This is a genomic window from Streptomyces sp. NPDC058469, assembly GCF_042721125.1.
GTDB lineage: Bacteria > Actinomycetota > Actinomycetes > Streptomycetales > Streptomycetaceae > Streptomyces.
Genome location: NZ_JBHXME010000070.1, coordinates 19,260 through 37,021, shown reverse-complemented (window position 1 = coordinate 37,021; position 17,762 = coordinate 19,260). Strand labels below are relative to the sequence as shown.

At 70.2% G+C, this 17,762-nt stretch carries 18 protein-coding genes; 14 read left to right on the top strand and 4 right to left on the bottom strand.

All coding sequences use genetic code 11. The annotated features are described in order from the left end of the window. Window positions 1–29: 29 nt before the first annotated feature. The gene (locus ACFWP5_RS27410) at window positions 30–992 is read left to right on the top strand and encodes an NAD(P)H-dependent flavin oxidoreductase (RefSeq protein WP_384161876.1); all 963 of its coding nucleotides are present in this window, start codon (window positions 30–32) and stop codon (window positions 990–992) included. Window positions 993–1,433: 441 nt separating this feature from the next. Here the strand turns inward: ACFWP5_RS27410 and ACFWP5_RS27405 are convergent, their stop codons facing one another. The 3 genes from ACFWP5_RS27405 to ACFWP5_RS27395 all read right to left on the bottom strand — a co-directional run bounded on the left by ACFWP5_RS27405 (window position 1,434) and on the right by ACFWP5_RS27395 (window position 3,098). Then, entirely contained in the window at window positions 1,434–1,736 is a 303-nt protein-coding gene (locus ACFWP5_RS27405) for a PadR family transcriptional regulator (protein ID WP_384161873.1), read from the bottom strand. A gap of 56 nt (window positions 1,737–1,792) precedes the next feature. Further along, window positions 1,793–2,410 carry a TOPRIM nucleotidyl transferase/hydrolase domain-containing protein gene (locus ACFWP5_RS27400; protein ID WP_384161870.1) on the bottom strand — a complete coding sequence of 206 codons (618 nt, stop codon included), beginning with the start codon at window positions 2,408–2,410 and terminating at the stop codon, window positions 1,793–1,795. A 181-nt stretch (window positions 2,411–2,591) separates the two neighbouring features. Beyond that, window positions 2,592–3,098 (bottom strand): cupin domain-containing protein, encoded by a 507-nt coding sequence (locus ACFWP5_RS27395; protein WP_384161867.1) that lies wholly within the window; start codon window positions 3,096–3,098, stop codon window positions 2,592–2,594. Window positions 3,099–3,249: 151 nt separating this feature from the next. On the opposite strand from ACFWP5_RS27395, the gene ACFWP5_RS27390 reads away from it, so the two are divergent. The 13 genes from ACFWP5_RS27390 to ACFWP5_RS27330 all read left to right on the top strand — a co-directional run bounded on the left by ACFWP5_RS27390 (window position 3,250) and on the right by ACFWP5_RS27330 (window position 17,185). Next, window positions 3,250–3,702 (top strand): RrF2 family transcriptional regulator, encoded by a 453-nt coding sequence (locus tag ACFWP5_RS27390; protein ID WP_384161864.1) that lies wholly within the window; start codon window positions 3,250–3,252, stop codon window positions 3,700–3,702. A gap of 101 nt (window positions 3,703–3,803) precedes the next feature. Continuing rightward, window positions 3,804–4,673 carry a DsbA family protein gene (locus ACFWP5_RS27385; protein ID WP_384161913.1) on the top strand — a complete coding sequence of 290 codons (870 nt, stop codon included), beginning with the start codon at window positions 3,804–3,806 and terminating at the stop codon, window positions 4,671–4,673. A gap of 486 nt (window positions 4,674–5,159) precedes the next feature. Next, complete coding sequence (locus ACFWP5_RS27380) at window positions 5,160–6,719, top strand: ABC transporter substrate-binding protein (protein ID WP_384161861.1); 1,560 nt, start codon at window positions 5,160–5,162, stop codon at window positions 6,717–6,719. Window positions 6,720–6,764: 45 nt separating this feature from the next. After that, on the top strand, window positions 6,765–7,796 hold the full coding sequence (locus tag ACFWP5_RS27375; RefSeq protein ID WP_384161858.1) for an ABC transporter permease: 1,032 nt from the start codon (window positions 6,765–6,767) through the stop codon (window positions 7,794–7,796). Window positions 7,797–7,798: 2 nt separating this feature from the next. Continuing rightward, complete coding sequence (locus tag ACFWP5_RS27370) at window positions 7,799–8,710, top strand: ABC transporter permease (RefSeq protein ID WP_384161856.1); 912 nt, start codon at window positions 7,799–7,801, stop codon at window positions 8,708–8,710. Continuing rightward, window positions 8,710–9,738, top strand: a complete 1,029-nt coding sequence (locus tag ACFWP5_RS27365; RefSeq protein WP_384161853.1) for an ABC transporter ATP-binding protein — start codon at window positions 8,710–8,712, stop codon at window positions 9,736–9,738. Before ACFWP5_RS27370 ends, ACFWP5_RS27365 begins: the two co-directional genes overlap by 1 nt. Next, the gene (locus ACFWP5_RS27360; RefSeq protein ID WP_384161850.1) at window positions 9,735–10,586 is read left to right on the top strand and encodes an ABC transporter ATP-binding protein; all 852 of its coding nucleotides are present in this window, start codon (window positions 9,735–9,737) and stop codon (window positions 10,584–10,586) included. The genes ACFWP5_RS27365 and ACFWP5_RS27360 overlap by 4 nt, the downstream gene beginning before the upstream one ends. Window positions 10,587–10,623: 37 nt before the next feature. Beyond that, window positions 10,624–11,964, top strand: coding sequence for an LLM class flavin-dependent oxidoreductase (locus ACFWP5_RS27355; RefSeq protein ID WP_384161847.1), 1,341 nt, complete (start codon window positions 10,624–10,626; stop codon window positions 11,962–11,964). Window positions 11,965–11,979: 15 nt separating this feature from the next. Further along, window positions 11,980–13,014 carry an LLM class flavin-dependent oxidoreductase gene (locus ACFWP5_RS27350; RefSeq protein WP_384161844.1) on the top strand — a complete coding sequence of 345 codons (1,035 nt, stop codon included), beginning with the start codon at window positions 11,980–11,982 and terminating at the stop codon, window positions 13,012–13,014. Window position 13,015: 1 nt separating this feature from the next. After that, window positions 13,016–13,765: an alpha/beta hydrolase gene (locus ACFWP5_RS27345; protein WP_384161841.1), complete on the top strand. Its 750-nt coding sequence runs from the start codon at window positions 13,016–13,018 to the stop codon at window positions 13,763–13,765. A gap of 55 nt (window positions 13,766–13,820) precedes the next feature. Further along, window positions 13,821–14,378, top strand: a complete 558-nt coding sequence (gene ssuE, locus ACFWP5_RS27340) for an NADPH-dependent FMN reductase (RefSeq protein ID WP_384161838.1) — start codon at window positions 13,821–13,823, stop codon at window positions 14,376–14,378. Window positions 14,379–14,684: 306 nt separating this feature from the next. Then, complete coding sequence (locus tag ACFWP5_RS27335) at window positions 14,685–16,043, top strand: bifunctional o-acetylhomoserine/o-acetylserine sulfhydrylase (protein WP_384161835.1); 1,359 nt, start codon at window positions 14,685–14,687, stop codon at window positions 16,041–16,043. A gap of 11 nt (window positions 16,044–16,054) precedes the next feature. Further along, complete coding sequence (locus ACFWP5_RS27330) at window positions 16,055–17,185, top strand: homoserine O-acetyltransferase (RefSeq protein WP_384161832.1); 1,131 nt, start codon at window positions 16,055–16,057, stop codon at window positions 17,183–17,185. 28 nt (window positions 17,186–17,213) lie between these two features. Here the strand turns inward: ACFWP5_RS27330 and ACFWP5_RS27325 are convergent, their stop codons facing one another. After that, entirely contained in the window at window positions 17,214–17,717 is a 504-nt protein-coding gene (locus tag ACFWP5_RS27325) for a MarR family winged helix-turn-helix transcriptional regulator (RefSeq protein ID WP_384161829.1), read from the bottom strand. Between the last annotated feature and the right edge of the window lie 45 nt (window positions 17,718–17,762).

The following is a 17,762-nucleotide window of genomic DNA, read 5'->3' as shown; positions in this document are numbered from 1 at the left end:
GTACGGCGGCAAGGGTGATGATGGCGGCCATGACACTGTCGACGGCGTTCACGAAGTTGTTCGGTGTGCACCACCCGATCGCGTCGGCGCCGATGGGTGGATCGGCCGGTGGTGCGCTGACCGCAGCCGTCTCCCGCGGTGGCGGGCTGGGGTTGCTGGGCAGCGGCAACGGTGAACGCGACTGGCTGGCCCGCGAGTTGGCCATCATCGCCCAGCACACCACGAAGCCGTGGGGCATCGGCTTCCTCACCTGGCAGATCGATGTCGGCGCGGTCGAGCACGCGTTGGAACACAACCCTGCCGCGGTGATGCTGTCGTTCGGGGACCCGAGCCCGTTCGCCGAACGCATCCGCCGGGCCGGTACGGCATTGATCATTCAGGTCACCGATCTCGAAGAAGCGAGGCGCGCGGTCGACCTGGGCGCCGACGTCATCGTGGCGCAGGGATCCGAGAGCGGCGGGCACGGAGCCCGGCACGGCCGTTCCACACTGCCGTTCGTGCCGGTCGTCGTGGATCTGACGGCTCCCGTACCCGTGCTCGCGGCCGGCGGAATCGCCGACGGCCGCGGGGTGGCCGCCGCGCTCACCCTCGGGGCTGCCGGAGCACTCATCGGCACCCGTTTCCAGGCCACGACCGAAGCCCTGATCACCCCCGCGACCGCCACAGCCATCGTTCAGGGGCACGGCGAAGACACCGAGCGGAACCGCGTCCTCGACATCGCCCGAGGCTCCAGTTGGCCGTCGAAATACACCGCCCGCACGCTCGGCCATCCCTTCCTCGACGCATGGCGCGGCCGAGAGACCGAACTCGCCGGCGACCCCCACGCCAGAGAGGATTACCAACTCGCCCTCTCCCGCGGCGACATACCCGCACTGCCCATCTGGGCCGGCGAAGCAGTCGACCTTATCGACGACCTGCCGTCCGCCGCCGACCTCGTCAACACCCTTGCCACGCAGGCCGAGGACGCGCTCGCCCGCGCAGGCAAGGGGTGAGGGGCGAAGGGTGAGGACATCCCTTGTCGGCAGCGCATTCGACTCGCTCCGCCTCGACGCCATGCGCGACCAGGCGGCACCGCGCCAGGTCTACGGACTCCCGCGTGACACGGCCGTACGGAAGCAGACGACCGAACTCACCGAGCACACCCGGCAGTTGATCGCCTGCTCGTCGCTGGTCCTGGTCGCCGACCCCGGCCGAGGTGACACTGGCCCAACCGCGCATGCCGGAACTGACGATCGCCGACATCGAGCAGGCGGAGACGGATTCGCTGAAGTACCGCTACGAGTGGCGGGTGGGGTGTGTTCACGGCACAACGGGTTTGCGGGCGAGGATTTGGATCCCCGTCGACTCATGTCCGTTCATCGTGGGCACCGCGAAGGTCCGGGTCGTGAGGGTAGGGAATCTGACTGTCCGCGTCGGACGCGACGTATGCCTTCCTAGGCGCGCTGCCCGCGGGCTCGGCAGGCGCTCGCCAGGGCGGCGCGAGCCTCTTTCGCGCCGCCCACTGTGATCGAGTAGAGACGGCGGCGAGGGCGCCCACCCCGCACATGTACGACCGGGTCCTCCCAGACACTGTTCACCCAGCCGACCTGTTCCAGTCGCGCCAGGATCGGATAGACCGTGCCCGACGGCAGCCCCGCCAGCTCACACACCTCAAGGCCGTATCGCTGCCTGCCGGGCTCCTCCAGCAGAACGCGCAGCACCTGCTGGGTCTGTGAGGTCACACGCGGCGTGCCCATACTCGTACTTTCCACAGCCCGAACATGGCTTGTCCAGAGCGCGTGACGTCATCCCGTCAGACGCCGGCGAGCAGCCCGGCCAGCGGTGCCGGGACGCGTTCGGGGTCGAGGGCCTCGGTGAGGACGCGGCCGTAGTGGATTTTGCGGCCCTTCTTCGTGCCCAGGAAGCGTCTGAACTGCTGCTGCGGGTCACGGCCTCGCTGGGCGGGCTGGCGCAGGAAGGTGTTCAGGGCACGCTGGTCGCCTTCGGCCCGGACGAGTTCCTCGACCCGTGTCACGCCCAGTACGCGGATCAGCTCGTCCTCCAGGTCCGCCGCGCAGACGTAAAAGCTCTGCTCCGCCGCGCCGGCGCGTGAGAAGCCGCGGGCGTAGTAGGGGCGTTCCGCCTCGTCGCACAGTCCCGTGAGGCGCAGGCCCAGTCCGGGTGGACCGAGGAGCCGGGCGTAGTGCCCGACGCTCATCGCTCCGCCGATCGACAGGACGCAGACCCCTCCGGCCGCCAGGTTCCGGCCGCGGCTCTCCGCCAGCGCCTCGACCGCCGCGACGTCGCTGGGTCCTTCGAGCAGGACGGCCGTCCTGACGGGCAACCGTGCGGCCGCTTCGCGCGCGGAGTCGCCGGGGCCACCCGTCGCCCACGCGGTGACCGCGTCCCGGAACGCCTCCATGTCAGTCATGACACGAGTCTCAGCCTGTCCCGACCGCATCGCGAGACATTTTCCATCGGTACGTCGCTCCGGTGTCGGTGGCTGTGCCCGCAACTGCTGCACGAATACGGCGAGTTCATGACGTCAGGACCGCCGGATGAGCCGCAAGGCCTCACCCGCCGGCCCCCACCTCCACGGGCCCGGCGACACCTCAGTCCTCCCCCGCCTCCAGCACGTACAGTCCCGGAAGGTTCACCACGATCGCCTCCTGTGTGCTGCGCGCGATCACCACCACGGCCTCGTCCGCGGGGTCCGGGTTCTCCTCCCGGTGCGGTACGAACGGCGGGACGAAGATGTAGTCCCCGGGGGAGGTGCGCAGACGTACCTCTTCGGGTTCCGAGCCGGTGTCGTCGAGGAAGACGAACTCGGGGTGTCCGCTCACCACATAGATGGCGGTCTCGGATTCGCCGTGGTGGTGGTCGGAGGAGGCGGTGGAGGGGGCTACGTGGGTCTGGCCCATCCACAGCTTCTCGGAGCCGACCGTCCTGCCGCTCACCGCGGCGAATCTGCGCATGCCACCGCTCTGTGCCGTGTCGCCGTCGAGGGCGTCGGCGCGGATGTGGTGCAGGCGGCTGCGCAGGGAGGCTGTGGACTGCCCTGCGGCGTCGTGGAGATGGGGGTGGAAACCTTCGCCGGGGGTTGTCAACGGCTCGCTCATGGTTGGGGACGCTAGAGCCGTCCGGAAAAGGATGTCAAGAGGTGTCCATTGTGCTTCACCTGCGGCAATGTTCCCGCAATGTATGAGGAGAGGTGGGAGGGGAAGCGGCGGAACCTCTCGTTGCCGGGCCCGCGTCGGGCATTATGTGCGCATGCATATCTCCGCGAAGGCGGACTACGCCACGCGGGCTCTGCTGGAGCTCGCCTGCGAACCTGCCCGTCCGCTCACGTGCGAGGCGATCGCCTCCTCGCAGCAGATCCCGTTCCGGTTCCTGAAGTCCGTGGTGGGCGAGTTGCGCAGAGCCGGCCTGGTCCGCAGCCAGCGTGGTTGCGAAGGCGGGTACTGGCTGGGCCGGCCCGCCGACGAGATCACGCTCCTGGATGTCGCCCGGGCCGTGGACGGCGAGTTGATCACCCTGCGCGGTGAACCGCTGGCCGGGCTCGACTACCCCGGTCCCGCCTCCGGTCTGCCCGGGGTGTGGCGCCGGATCGAGGCCGAGGCCGCCGCCGTCCTGAGCGGCACGACCCTGGCCACGCTGCTGCCCGCCACCGCCGACCGACAACACGCGGCGAACGAGCAGTTGACCCGCCAGGGAGCCGCGTGACGGCCCCGGACCAACACCCCGCCGAAGCCTCCGAAGACTCCGAATCCGTCGAAGTCCACGAAGCCACCGGACTCCTCGAAGTCGTCGAGTACACCGACCCCTTGTGTCCCTGGGCCTGGGGATCCGAACCCGTCTTCCGCCGGCTGCGCGCGGCCTTCGCCGGACAGGTTCAGTGGCGCCGCGCGTACTGCATTCTCTTCGACCACGACGACGACCCCGCACCCGACCCCGCCGCGGAAACCGCCTGGTACGCACGCTACGTCGAGGACATCAGTGCCCACACCCACGCCCCGCGGGCACGTCGCCTGAGCCGCGTGGCCGCGAGTTCCTGGCCGGCTTCCCTGGTCGCCAAGGCGGCCGAGGCGCAGGGTGCCGACGTGGCGAACCGGGTGCTACGGCGGCTGCGGGAGAGCGTGTTCGTGCTCGGGGAGCCCGCGGACTCCCCCGAGTCGGCGCTGGCCGTGGTGTCGGGCGTGCCCGGTCTCGATGTCGGCCGGCTCGCGACCGACGCGGCGTCGGCCGGCGTACTGGAGAGTGTGCGGGTCGACCGTGCCGAGGCGCGCAGGCCGGTCGAGGACGTGCTGTCGGTTCGTGCCGACGGTTCGCCCCATCCGGGTGCCGCCAAGGAGACCCCCGACGGCCAACACCGCTACGCGCTGCCGACGTTGCTCCTGCGCACCTCCACCGGTCAGCGCGCCGTACCCGGCTGGCGGCCGTACGAGGAGTACGTGTCGGCCGTCGCCGAACTCAGCCCCGGGCTGCTGCCCGCGCCGACGGCGCTGGAGCCGGCGGACGCGCTCGCGCGGTACCGGACCCTGACCGAACGCGAGCGCATGGTGTTGGCCGACGGCAGCCCGTGGCCTCCGGCCGGTGCCGTCCGGGTCGACACCGGCAACGGGCCGCTGTGGCTGGACCCGGAGGAGGCCGCGGCACATCCCGCCGTAGCCCCCGCCCCTTCCTCCGGACCCTGACAGGGCTCTGATCAGCGGTCAGAGACCGTCCCGCCCAATGAGACACCAATTGGTGTCCATTGACAGCCTCGGACGGCTGGCCCCAGGATGTGCAGCATGCTCACGACGCACCCCGGTGTGGTGTGCCGCTACGTGGACCTGCGGCGCACCTGCAGCGCTCTCTGTCGCTGACCCGCCGATCCCGGCCCACAGGCGCCTGACCCCGCTCCCGTAGCCACCGGCACTCCGCCGACTCGCCGCCCAGCGCCGTCTTCTCGCGCCCCCCTTCGCGTTTCGTCGCCTCCTCTGCCTCCCTCCGTGTCCCGGGCTCTCCCCGTGATCCGCCGACGCCTCCTGCCCTGGGCGCGGCATGTCTCCGTGCGCATCGAAGCCGCACCGGCATGTCCGTCGTCCCGGTCTGCGTGGTGTGCGGCCCCCGGGTGTGCCGCCCTCGCTTCCTTTCCGCTGCCCCGGCGCGGCCGGGAGCCCTCGAAGAAAGAAATGAAGATGTCCGGACGACTCACGCCCCGCAGCCGTCGGGCGGCCTTCCGCCCCGGCCGGCTGCGCGCCGCCGCCCTGGGTACCGCCCTCGCCACCGTGCTCGTCCCCGCCCTCAGCGCCTGCGGCGGCGACGCCTCGACGGCCGGCGGCGGCGCCACGCTGAAGTGGGCCTCTTCCTACTTCCCCGCCCACTGGGACCCGGTCGTCAGCGGCAGTGGCGCCCAGTTCCGTGAACTCGCCCTGGTCTACGCCTCGTTGACCCGCACGGACGCGACCGGCAAGGCTGTGCCCGACCTGGCCAAGAGCTGGGAGTACAACGCCAAGGGCGATCAGATCACGTTCCATCTGCGCCCGAACCTGAAGTTCAGCGACGGTGCGCCGGTCGACGCGTCAGCCGTGAAGGCCGCCATCGTGCGCGCCCAGAAGCAGAAGAACTCCGCGTTGTTCGGCGACCTCACCTCCATCAAGTCGGTGGACGCCAACGGACTGGACGCGGTGCTCCACCTCAGCCAGGTCGACTACCAGATCCCCCAACTCCTCGGCGAGCGCGTCCTCCAGATCGCCAGTCCGAAGGCGGCCCAGTCCCCCACCAAGCTGGACCAGAGCCCGGTCGGCGCGGGCCCGTTCACCGTCACCCAGCTCGTGCCGGGCACCAAGGTTCTGCTGAAGAAGAACCCGGACTACTGGGACGCCAAGGACATCCACATCGACAACGTCGAGCTGACCTCGGCCCCCGACGCGGCGACGGTCGTCTCCGGACTCCAGACCGGCGTCTACAACTTCGCCGACATCGCGCCCAGTCAGGCCGAAGCGGCCAAGAAGGCCGGACTCGACGTCTTCGTCCAGCCCGGCTTCAACGCCAACAACATCAGCCTGAACGTCAACAAGGCGCCGTTCAACAACGAGAAGGTCGTCGACGCGGTCCGCTACGCGATCAACCGCCAGGAGTTCGTCGACAAACTGACCTTCGGCTACGGCTCGGCGACCAACCAGCCGTTCCCCAAGGGCTATGTGGCCTACGACCCGCAGTCCGCGAACGACTACGCCTACGACCCGGCCAAGTCGAAGCAGCTGCTCTCCGAGGCCGGTTACAAGGCGGGCCAGATCAAGCTCGATCTCGTCATCCCGGCCGAGGATCCCCAAGCGGAGGTCGTCCAGGCGCAGTTGGCGAAGGTCGGCATCACGGTCGACATCAAGGTCGACAAGAACTGGGCCACCCCGTTCTTCGCGAAGGACCTGACGCTCTCCATCTACGGGACGACGGGGCGTGACTCCGCCGCACAGACCCTCACCGCGCACTTCGGTCCGAACGGCCCGCTCAACCTCAGCTCGCCGTACGAACCTTCGGGCTTCGAGGCGGCCGTCGCCAAGGTGCGCCAGACCCCGCTGGACTCGCCCGACTACGCGAAGGTCCTCCAGGCGGCGACCCGGGCCGGTCTGCAGAGCAAGGCGCTGGTCTTCACGTACTCCTCGCCCAACCTCATCGCCAAGAGCAAGTCCATCTCCGCCCTGCCCAAGAACCCGGCCCACATCGACTGGACCGGCGTGGCCATCGGCTCCAACTGACGTTCCATCACATTCCGTACAGCCACTACAGAGAGGGGGCAAGCCATGACGACGACGGAGGCACCGGCCACACCACCCGACGTCCGTCACCGGGTCGCCACGACCGGGACGCGGCACACCGTGGGCCGCGTCCTGGTCACCCTCGCCCGGTCGATCGCGATCTTCGTGCCCGTGTTCCTGGTCGCGACGTTCGTGACGTTCGCGCTGCGGTCACTGAGCGGGCTCAGCCCGGCGCGGATCCAGCTGGGCGAGGAAGCAACTCCCGAGGCGGTAGCCAGAGTTGAGGCACACTGGGGCCTCAACCGGCCCTTCCTCGTCCAGTACGTGGACTGGCTGGGCGGGGTCCTGCACGGGCAGCTCGGCACTAGTTGGACCAACGGCGCCGACATCTCCACCCTCATCGGCCTCGGCCTGGGTGTGAGTCTGTCGGTGGCGGTCTTCGCGCTGATCATCGGCGTGGTCGCGGGCTTCGCCCTCGGCACGGTCGCCGCGCTGCGTCGTACGACCTGGATCGACCGCGCGATCACGGGCTTCGTCACGGTGATCTCGGTGATGCCCGCCTTCGTCGTCGGCATCGTGCTGGTCGCGGTGTTCGCGGTCGGGCTGCATGTGTTCCCGTCCGCCGGATACGTCCCGGCGGCGCAGGGGGTCGGGCCGTGGCTCGCCCATATCACCCTGCCCGCCGTCGCGTTGAGCTTCGACGTCGTCGCCGATGTCGCCCGCCAACTGCGCACCAGCCTCATCGCGGCCTACCGCGAGAACTACGTGACGGGCGCGGTCGTACGGGGACTCAGCCCACGCCGGATCTTCTTCGGCCATGTGCTGCGCAACGGCCTCGGCCCGGCGCTCGCCACCCTCGGTCTGAAGTTCCCCACCCTCGTCGGCGCCTCCGTCGTCACCGAGTGGATCTTCGGGCTGCAGGGGTTCGGCCGGTTCGCCAACGACTCCGCCCAGGCCGGTGACGTACCGGCCGTACAAGGAGTCCTCGTGGTGTCGATCGTCCTGGTCGTCGCCTTCAACCTGATCGTCAACCTGGTGCTGGCGCGTGTGACGCCGGCGTCCCAGCGGGGGGTGTGACCATGGTGCGCCGCGTGCTCTCCCTCGCGTCCGGCCGGATCGCCCTCGTGATCCTGACCGTGATCGCCCTCCTCGCCGTCCTCGGGCCGTTCATCGCGCCCCACGATCCGCTGGCCACCAGCTCCGACACCCTCGCCGACGCGTCGGGAGCCCACTGGCTCGGCACCGACTACCTCGGCCGCGACGTGCTGAGCCGACTCCTCGACGGCTCCCGGGTCAGCGTGCTCGGCTCCCTCGAAGTCGCCCTCACGGCACTGGGGGTCGGGGCGATCCCCGGGATCCTCTCGGTCTACTTCGGCCGGGTCTTCGAGTGGGTCACCCTCCGGCTGACCGACACGCTGGTCGCCCTGCCCTTCCTGCTGTTCGCCGTCGCCGTGGTCGCACTGCTCGGCAACGGCATCACGCAGGCGATGCTGGTCACGGGGGTGCTGGTCTCCCCGCTGTTCTACCGGGTGGCCCGCGCCGCCACGCTGGCGGTGGCCCGATCGCCGTACGTGGAGGCCGCGTTGATCTCCGGCGCGTCCATCGGGTGGGTCGTCCGCCGGCACGTCTGGGTCAAGGTGCTCCCGCCGATCGCGGTGGCGCTCGCCCAGACCATCGGCGTCGGCTTCGTCATCGTCTCCACGCTGACCTTCCTGGGCATCGGCGTCCAGCCACCCGCGCCCACCTGGGGCGGCCTGCTCGCCTCAGACCTCGGCTATCTCACCCAGAAGCCGTGGGCACCGCTCACCCCCGCCCTGCTGATCATGGTCACCGTCTGGGCCTGCAACCTCCTCGCCGACGCCATCCGTGACGTTTCGGGCGAGGCGGGCCGCGCCCTCGTCAACAACCGCAAGGCGCGCGCCAATCGGCTCGCCGACACCAACTCCGAAGTCCACACCGACGCCGCTCACGTTCACGCCGGAGGTGCGTGATGGCAACTCTCTCCGAGAAAGTCCTGCCCAAGGCCGGGCAGAACAGCACGACCGAACAGAGCAACAGCGCCGAGGTCGAGGAGACCGCCACGACCAGCGCGACCGGCACGACCAAGCCCGTCCGCCAGGCCGCCCCGTCGGCGCCCGTCCTGTCCGTGCGCGACGTACGCATCAGCGACCAGGCCGCCGGCCAGGAGATCGTCCACGGCGTCAGCTTCACGCTGACACCCGGCAAGGCCGTCGGCATCGTCGGCGAGTCCGGCAGCGGCAAGACCCTCACCTGCCGGGCCACACTGGGCATCCTGCCCGCCCACTTCGAGGTCACCGGCGGCTCGATCGAGATCGACGGCCACGACATCTCCGGGCTCTCGTCGGCGCAGTGGACGGCCCTGCGCGGCGCCACGATCAGCGCGGTCTTCCAGGACCCGGCGTCGTATCTCAACCCCTCGATCCGCGTGGGCGCCCAGATCGCCGAAGTCCTCAAGGTCAAGAAGGGACTCAAACGACGCGAGGCGCGCCGACAGGCGATCGAACTGCTCCACGCGGTGCATCTTCGCGACCCGGAGCTTGTCTACAGCCAGTACACCTACGAGCTCTCCGGCGGCATGCTCCAACGCGTCCTCATCGCCGCCGCGATCGCCGCCGACCCGCGCATCCTCATCGCCGACGAGGCCACCACCGCGCTCGACGTCACCGTCCAGGCAGAGATCCTCGACCTGCTGGCCGACCTGCGCGAGCGCACCGGCCTGGCTCTCGTCCTGGTCTCCCACGACCTGGCCGTCGTCGCCCAGCTCTGCGACGAGGTCCTCGTCATGCGGCAGGGCGAGGTGGTCGAACAGGGCCCCACCCACGAGGTGTTGCACCACCCGCAGCACGAGTACACCCGGCTGCTGATCGCCGAGCACGAGACCTACGGCCTGGACAAGTTCCTCGGCACAGACGTCGTGGAGCCCGCGAGGACCGACGCCCCGGACGCCGTATCCGCTGTAGAGCTGGACGACGTAGACGCCGTAGAGGAGGACGCGTGAGCACCGACCACCCGGCGCCGCAGCCCGCCCAACCCGTCCTGAAAGTAACCGACTTGGAGGTGCACTACGGCCTCCGCCGGCGCCGCCGTCAGGCCCTGGACCGGGTCTCCCTGAGCATCGCGCCGGGTGAGACCGTCGGCATCATCGGCGAGACCGGCTCCGGCAAATCGACGCTCGCGCGGACCGTGCTCGGCCTCGTGCGCGCCTCGGCCGGATCCATCGTGATCGACGGCGAGGAGGTCAGCGGCTACGGCCATCGTCAGTGGCGTGCGCTGCGTCGGCGCGGTGTGATCCAGTACGTCTTCCAGGACCCCCTTCGCAGCCTCGACCCGGACGTGACCATCGAGGCGTCGCTGGCCGAACCCCTGCTCATCCAGGGCGTGTCCCGGCAGGAGGCGGCGGCGCGGGTACGCGCGTTCCTCGACCGGGTACGGCTCTCCCCCGGCCTACTCGATCGGTTGCCGGGCGAGTTGTCCGGTGGTCAGCGTCAACGGGTGGCGGTGGCGCGGGCGTTGGTGACCGAGCCGCGTCTCGTCATCCTCGACGAACCGGTCAGCGCGCTCGACTCGGCCAACCGCGTGCAGATCCTGCAGATCCTCAAGGAACTCCGCGCCGACGGAGTGGCCCTCGTCTTCATCTCCCACGACCTCGGGTCCGTCGCCGGGGTCGCCGACCGTATCGCCGTGCTGTACCAGGGCGAGTTGGTCGAGGTCGGCGCCACCTCCGACGTCATCAACCAGCCCCAGCACCCCTACACGCGCCTGCTCGTGCGGTCCGCGCCCACCCTGCACGGCGCGGCGGCCGACCGGGCCGAACGGGAGGCCCTGCGCGCCCTCCTGCACGCCTGACACCCCCTCAACTCCCCCTGACAGAACAGGAACAGCCATGTCCCGCACGCTCCACCTCGCCCTCCACCCCTACGGTGTCGGCGGTCCCGGCCAGCACGGGCTGTGGAAGGACCCGCGCGTCGCGAAGAACGCCAGCATCGACATCAACTACTACATCCGGCTGGCACAGGCGGCCGAACACGCCCTGTTCGACGCCCTGTTCATCGTCGACAGCCAGTTCATCAACTCCACCTACCCGGCGCACTACCTCAACCGCCTTGAGCCACTGACCCTGTTGTCGGCCGTCGCCACCCACACCAAGCACCTCGGCCTGGTGGGCACCGCGAGTTCGACGTACAACTCGCCCTTCAACCTCGCCCGCCGCTTCGCCTCGCTCGACCACATCAGCGGCGGGCGGGCCGGCTGGAACGTCGTGACCAGTTTCGACACCGGCACCGCACGGAACTTCGGACTCGACGAGCACCTCGACTACGCCACCCGCTATGGCCGTGCCCTGGAGTTCGTGCAGGTCGCCCGGGGGCTGTGGGACTCCTACGAGGACGACGCGTTCCCGGCCGACGTCGAGCGGGGCGTGTTCCTCGACCCGGCCAAGCTGCACGAACTCGACCACGCGGGCGAGCACTTCAAGATCGCGGGCCCGCTGAACCTCTCCCGCTCCCCGCAGGGCCAGCCGGTGATCTTCCAGGCCGGTGTGTCCGAGGAGGGCCGTGATCTCGCCGCCCAGGTCGCCGAGGGCATCTTCGCGCCCGGCGGCACCCTGGAGTCGGCGCGGGACTACTACGCCGACGTCAAGAAGCGCACCGCCGCCTACGGCCGCGACCCCGAGCACGTCAAGATCCTCATCCACGGCGGCCCGGTCGTCGCCGCCACCGACGAGGCGGCGCGCCGTCGTGAGCGGGAGATCTTCGAGGAGGACGACGACTTCGGCCGCAACCTGGCGCTGCTGGGCCGGTCCTTCGGGGCGTACGACTTCAGCGTGCACGACCTGGACGCACCGTTCCCGGATGTCGCCCATCTCGCCGAGAAGGGCGGGCGCACGGGTGCCACGCAGCTCATCGAGCGAGCCAGGACCGAGCACCTGACCCTGCGTCAAGTAGCCGAATCCATCAACCAGTTCCGCCAGTCGCCGTTCGTCGGGGACCCGCGGACCGTGGCCGACACCATCCAGCAGTGGTTCGACGCCCGCGCCTTCGACGGCATCAACCTCGCCTTCCGCACCGAGGACGAACTGAACTACTTCGTGGACGGTGTCGTCCCGATCCTCCAGAAGCGCGGACTGTTCCGCACCGAGTACACGTCCGACACCCTGCGCGGCAACCTCGGCCTGCCGATCCCGGCCAACCGTCACGAGCGCGAGCGCCAGCTCGTGAACGACTGAGAGGGCCGGCAACCCATGCCAACCGAGAGACCACGCTTCCGGCTCGGTTTCCTCACCCACGTCCAGGGCCGCGACGACGACATCGCCCGCACCTACCGCAACGCCCAGGAACTCTTCGTCGTGGCCGACGAGTTGGGCTTCGACGTCGGCTGGGTGGCCCAGCACCACGTCCCCCTCGGGGGCGGTGGACTGTCCTCGCCGTGGACCTTCCTGGCCCACGCGGCGGCACGGACCACCCGCATCCGCCTTGGCACCGCCATCACCATCCTCCCCCTGGAGGATCCGGTCCGGCTCGCCGAGGACATCGCCACCGTCGACACGCTCAGCGAAGGCCGCGTGGAACTCGGCGTGGGCAGCGGATCGAGCGAGGTGGAGTATGCGGCGTTCGGCAAGGACGTGGCCCGCAAGCGTGAACTCACCAGCGAGAACCTCGACATCGTGCGCCAGGCCCTCGACCGTCGCGAGGTGGGCACACCCGGCTTCCGCATCCAGCCCCGGCCCGGCGACTTCAACGACCGTGTCTGGCAAGGGGTGTTCAGCGCGCAGGGCGCCCAGTACGCGGCGCGGAGCGGTGCGAATTTACTGCTCAACCGCGCGGCCTACGGCTTCGACGCCCCCACCGACGAGGTGCAACGCCCCTGGGCAGACGCCTACTTGGCCGCCTGGGACCAGCCGCACCGCCCGCGCATCGGCCTCTCCCGGTTCGTGTTCCCTGCCAAGGACCGGCGTACGGCGCTCGCCGCGATCGGCGACGACGTCCACCGGGCGGCACTGCGCATGGCGGAGCACGGCGCGTTCCCCAAGGGCCTCGACCGGGACGAGGCGTTGCGTCGCTTCCACTCCTTCTACGGCCACCCCGACGAGATCGTCGCGGCGCTCGGGCAGGAGAAGGTACTGCCCGTCGCGACGGACCTGATCACGCAGTTCAACCCCGCAGTCCCCGACCACGACGCCGCCGTCCGCGCCCTCGAACTCATCGCGACCGAAGTGGCACCCGCGCTGGGCTGGAAGCCCGCGCCGACGGCCGCGACCGTATCCGCAGGAGTGTGAAATGACCCAGTACAGCGACTACTTCGGCCCCGAGGGCCTGCGCGTCCGGGGCACGGTCCTCGTCGTTCCCGGCCGCGGCGAGACCCGGGCGACCTACACCCGCTTCGGCAGGCGGCTCGCCGCCGACGCCTACCGGGTCCGGGTGATAGACGCCCCCGACCTCGACACCGAGAACCTGACCGCCCTCGCCGCCCGGCTCTCCGAGGCCGCCGAGGGCACGGCCGTAGTCGACGCAGTCGTACGGCCCCTCGTCCTCGTCGGAGCCGACTCGGGCGCCGCCGCCGTGGCCGCGCTGCTCGGACAGGAAGCAGGCACTCGGCCCGACGCCGTGGTCCTCGCGGGCCTGCCCGGCCGCGCCCCCGCCGTCACCGCCGGCACCTGGGACGAGGAACTCGACGTCCGCACCTCCTGCCCCGCCCACCGGGGCCTCCTCACCCAGGACGCCGGGGTGCGGCGCGGCTCGCTCGACGACGCGATCCCGGAGGCCGTGCTCGCCGCCGCCTACGACAGTGAGGCCGCCGTGCCGGTGCTGCTGCTCGTCGGCGACTCCGACCCCCTCGCGGACCACGAGGCGCTCGCGCACACCGCCAAGTCCCTTTCCCGGGCCCGGCTTTCGGTCGTGCACGGTGCTCACCACGATGTTCTCAACGACCTCCAGCACCGGTCGGTGGCTGCGGAGGTCGTCGCCTTCCTGGAGACCCTGCGCAACGAACTGCGGCCGCTGATCACGGTGCGGTCGAGCGCCTGGTGAGCACGCCTCCGCCCACCCGGTACTCCGTCTGAACCCGACCTCGAAAGGTCCCGTCATGGCCTCGATCCTGTCCGTCTCCGGCAGCCCCTCCCCCACCTCCCGCACCACCCGCCTCCTGCGTCACCTGGATGACCGGCTCCGCCGCCAGGGCCATGACGTGACCCCGCTGGAGGTGCGCACCCTGCCCGCACAGGCGTTGCTGGGCGCCGACTTCGGGCATCCGGCGATCACCGCCGCCACGGCGTTGTTCGAGCAGGCGGACGGGATCGTGATCGGTACGCCGGTCTACAAGGCCGCGTACTCGGGCCTGTTGAAGTCGCTCCTCGATCTGCTCCCGCAGTACGCGCTGACCGGCAAGACGGTGCTGCCGCTGGCCACGGGTGGCAGTACGGCCCATGTGCTGGCGATCGACTACGCGTTGAGGCCGGTGCTGAGTTCCATGGGGCCCTCGCACATCGTGCCGGGCTGGTTCACGCTCGACAAGGACATCACGGTCGGCGAGGACGGCACGCTGACCGTCGCATCCGCCGCGGCCACGGCGCTGGAGCAGGTCACGGATCACTTCTCCAGTGCGCTGGGCGGTCGTACGGCGCTGCTCGCGTCCACGGGGTGAACGGCACCGGGGGCCGGCGTGGTTGTGGCAGTCGTGTGTCAACTCCCCACGTCACGCTGGTTCTCCGGCACGGGCTGTGGTTCTCTCACTGCATGACCGTGCTCGTGACCCGCCGCCACGTCGACTACGTGCGTGTCACCAGCACGGGGTGTTCGGCCGAGAGCTGACGCTCCGCTCCGGTATCCGATCCCCCTTCTCACCAGCGCGCCGCGCCGTCCTTCGTCCTGCCCGCTTCCGGTCCGGGCAGCGGCCCCGCGGCCTCTTCACGCACGCCCGCACCCCGCATGCTCCGCACAAGGGAGAGCCATGAGCCAGCCCATCGACTCCGTCACCGCAGGTCACACCCCCGAGGACGAGCCAGGTCCCGACACCTCGGCCTGGTCGTTCGAGACCAAGCAGATCCACGCCGGTGCCGTACCGGACCCGACGACCGGGGCGCGGGCGACGCCGATCTACCAGACCAGCTCGTTCGTCTTCCGTGACACCCAGCATGCCGCGGACCTGTTCTCGCTGGCCGAGCCCGGCAACATCTACACCCGGATCCACAATCCCACCCAGGACGTCTTCGAGCAGCGCGTCGCCGCCCTCGAAGGCGGAGTCGCCGCTGTCGCCGTCGCCTCCGGGCAGGCCGCGGAGACCCTCGCCATCCTGACGCTGGCGTCCGCGGGCGACCATCTCGTCTCCAGTACGTCGCTGTACGGCGGGACGTACAACCTCTTCCGGCACACGCTGCCGAAGTTCGGCATCGAGGTGTCGTTCGTGGACGACCCGGACGACGCCGAGGCGTGGCGGGCGGCGATCCGGCCGAACACGAAGGCCCTGTTCGCCGAGACGCTCGGCAATCCGCGCGGCAACGTCCTCGATGTCCGGGCGGTGGCGGACGTCGCGCACGAGGCGGGCGTGCCGCTGATCGTGGACAACACCGTGCCGACGCCGTATCTGCTGCGGCCGTTCGAGCACGGCGCCGACATCGTCGTCCACTCGGCGACGAAGTTCCTCGGCGGGCACGGCACCACGATCGGCGGTGTCGTGGTCGACGGCGGCACCTTCGACTTCGGCGCACACGCCGAGCGCTTCCCCGACTTCAGCGAGCCGGACCCCAGCTACCACGGTCTGCGCTACTGGCCGGCGCTCGGCCCCGGCGCCTTCGCCATCAAGCTGCGCGTGCAGTTGCTGCGTGACCTCGGTCCGGCGATCTCGCCGCACTCGGTGTTCCTGCTCCTCCAGGGCGTGGAGACGCTGAGCCTGCGCATCGAACGGCACTCGGCCAACGCACAGGCCCTGGCCGAGTGGCTGGATCAGCGGGACGAGGTGGCCGCCGTCCACTACCCGGGACTGGAGTCCAACCGCTGGTACGAGGCGGGCCGGCGCTACTTGCCGCGCGGTGCCGGGGCGGTGCTGGCCTTCGAGCTGCGGGACGGGGTCGAGGCAGGGAAGCGGTTCGTGGACGCCGTCGAGCTGTTCAGTCATCTCGCCAACATCGGGGACGTACGCAGTCTGATCATCCACCCCGCGTCGACGACCCACAGTCAGCTGGACGAGGCGCAGTTGGCGGCGACCGGTACCTCGCCGGGGCTGGTGCGTCTGTCGGTCGGCATCGAGAACCTCGCTGATCTGAAGGCCGATCTGGAGGCCGGGTTCCGCGCGGCCAAGGGCGCGTCCTGAGCACCGTGCCGATGCCGTCAGCGGTCCCCCTTCCGGCGGCCTCCGGGGCCTGGCGGGAGGGGGATCCGCCCGGGCGCCGCCAGTGGCACGCCCGGGAGAAGCCCCTCGCCCTGGAGGCGGGTGGTGAACTGCCCGGTGTGCGGCTGGCGTTCGAGACCTGGGGGCGGCTCGCACCGGACCGCTCGAACGCCGTGCTCGTACTGCACGCGCTCACCGGCGACAGTCATGTGGCCGGGCCCGCGGGACCCGGCCACCCCACTCCCGGCTGGTGGGACGCGCTCGTCGGACCCGGTCAAGTCCTCGACACTGAGCGGTGGTTCGTCGTCGCTCCGAACGTGCTCGGCGGCTGTCAGGGCAGTACCGGGCCGTCCTCGCTCCGCCCGGACGGGCGGCGGTGGGGCGGGGGCTTCCCGTTCCTGACACAGCGCGACCAGGTTGCCGTAGAGGCAGGCCTCGCGGATGAACTGGGCGTCGAGCGTTGGGCGTTGGTGGTCGGTGGGTCCATGGGTGGGATGCGGGCACTGGAGTGGGCCGTGGCATATCCGGAGCGGACGGACGCGCTCCTGCTGCTCGCCACCACCGCGTCGGCCAGCGCCGAGCAGATCGCGTGGACCAACATCCAGCTCCGCGCGATCCGTTCAGACCCGCACTGGCACGGCGGCGACTATCACGACACCGGCCGGGGCCCCCACGCGGGACTCGGCCTGGCCCGGCGTCTGGCCCACGTCACCTACCGCAGCGAGCCGGAGTTGGCGGTCCGTTTCGGCCGTACGGCACAGGAGGCGGAGGACCCGTGGGGCGGCGGCCGGTATCAGGTCGAGTCGTATCTTGACCATCACGCCGCCAAGTTGGTCCGCCGTTTCGACGCGGGCAGTTACGTCACCCTCTGCGAGGCCATGAACAGCCACGACATCGGCCGCGACCGGGGTGACCCGCGTGCCGCGCTGCGCCGGGTGACGGCCAGGACCCTTGTCGCCGGGGTCGACTCCGACCGGCTCTATCCGCCGTACCAGCAGGCCGAGTTGGCGGCCGGAATCCCTACTGCGGACCGTCTCCGTCTGATCGAGTCGCCGTACGGCCACGACGGGTTCCTGATCGAGACGGAGCAGGTGGCCGCGCTCGTACGCGAACTGGTCGGTTAGCGGGGCGAGTTCACGTCTGCCCGCGCCCCTACCGCCGACGCCACGGCAACGCCTCCTGGTCGTCCCCGGCGTCCTCCTCGCGGTGGAGCGCGGCGTTGATCGCCTCGCCGATCTCCGCGAACTGGCGTACCTGCTCGGGTGTCAGCGCGTCGAAGACCGCGCGGCGGACGGCCTCGACGTGGCCGGGGGCCGCGCGCTCCAGGAACTCGCGGCCCTGCGCGGTGAGCGCGGCGAGTTGGCTGCGCCGGTTCTCGGGGTCCTCGTAGCGGTCCAGGTAGCCGGCCTCCTGGAGGCGGGTCACGGCGTGGGTCAGCCGGCTGCGGGTGATCTTGAGGCGCTCGGCCAGCTCCGACATGGTCAGGGTGCCCTGCGGAATCGAGGAGAGGTGCGCGAGCAGGATGTAGTCGGAGTGCGTCATCCCCGCGTCGCGCCGCAGCTGACGGTTCAGGTGGTCGGAGAGGAGGGTGGAGAACTCGACGTAGGCGAGCCAGGCTCGCCGCTCCTCGGCATCCAGCCAGCGTGGCGTCGTCATGGTCACATTTTAACCGCACCCGTTTGAACGTTCAAACCAGATGGG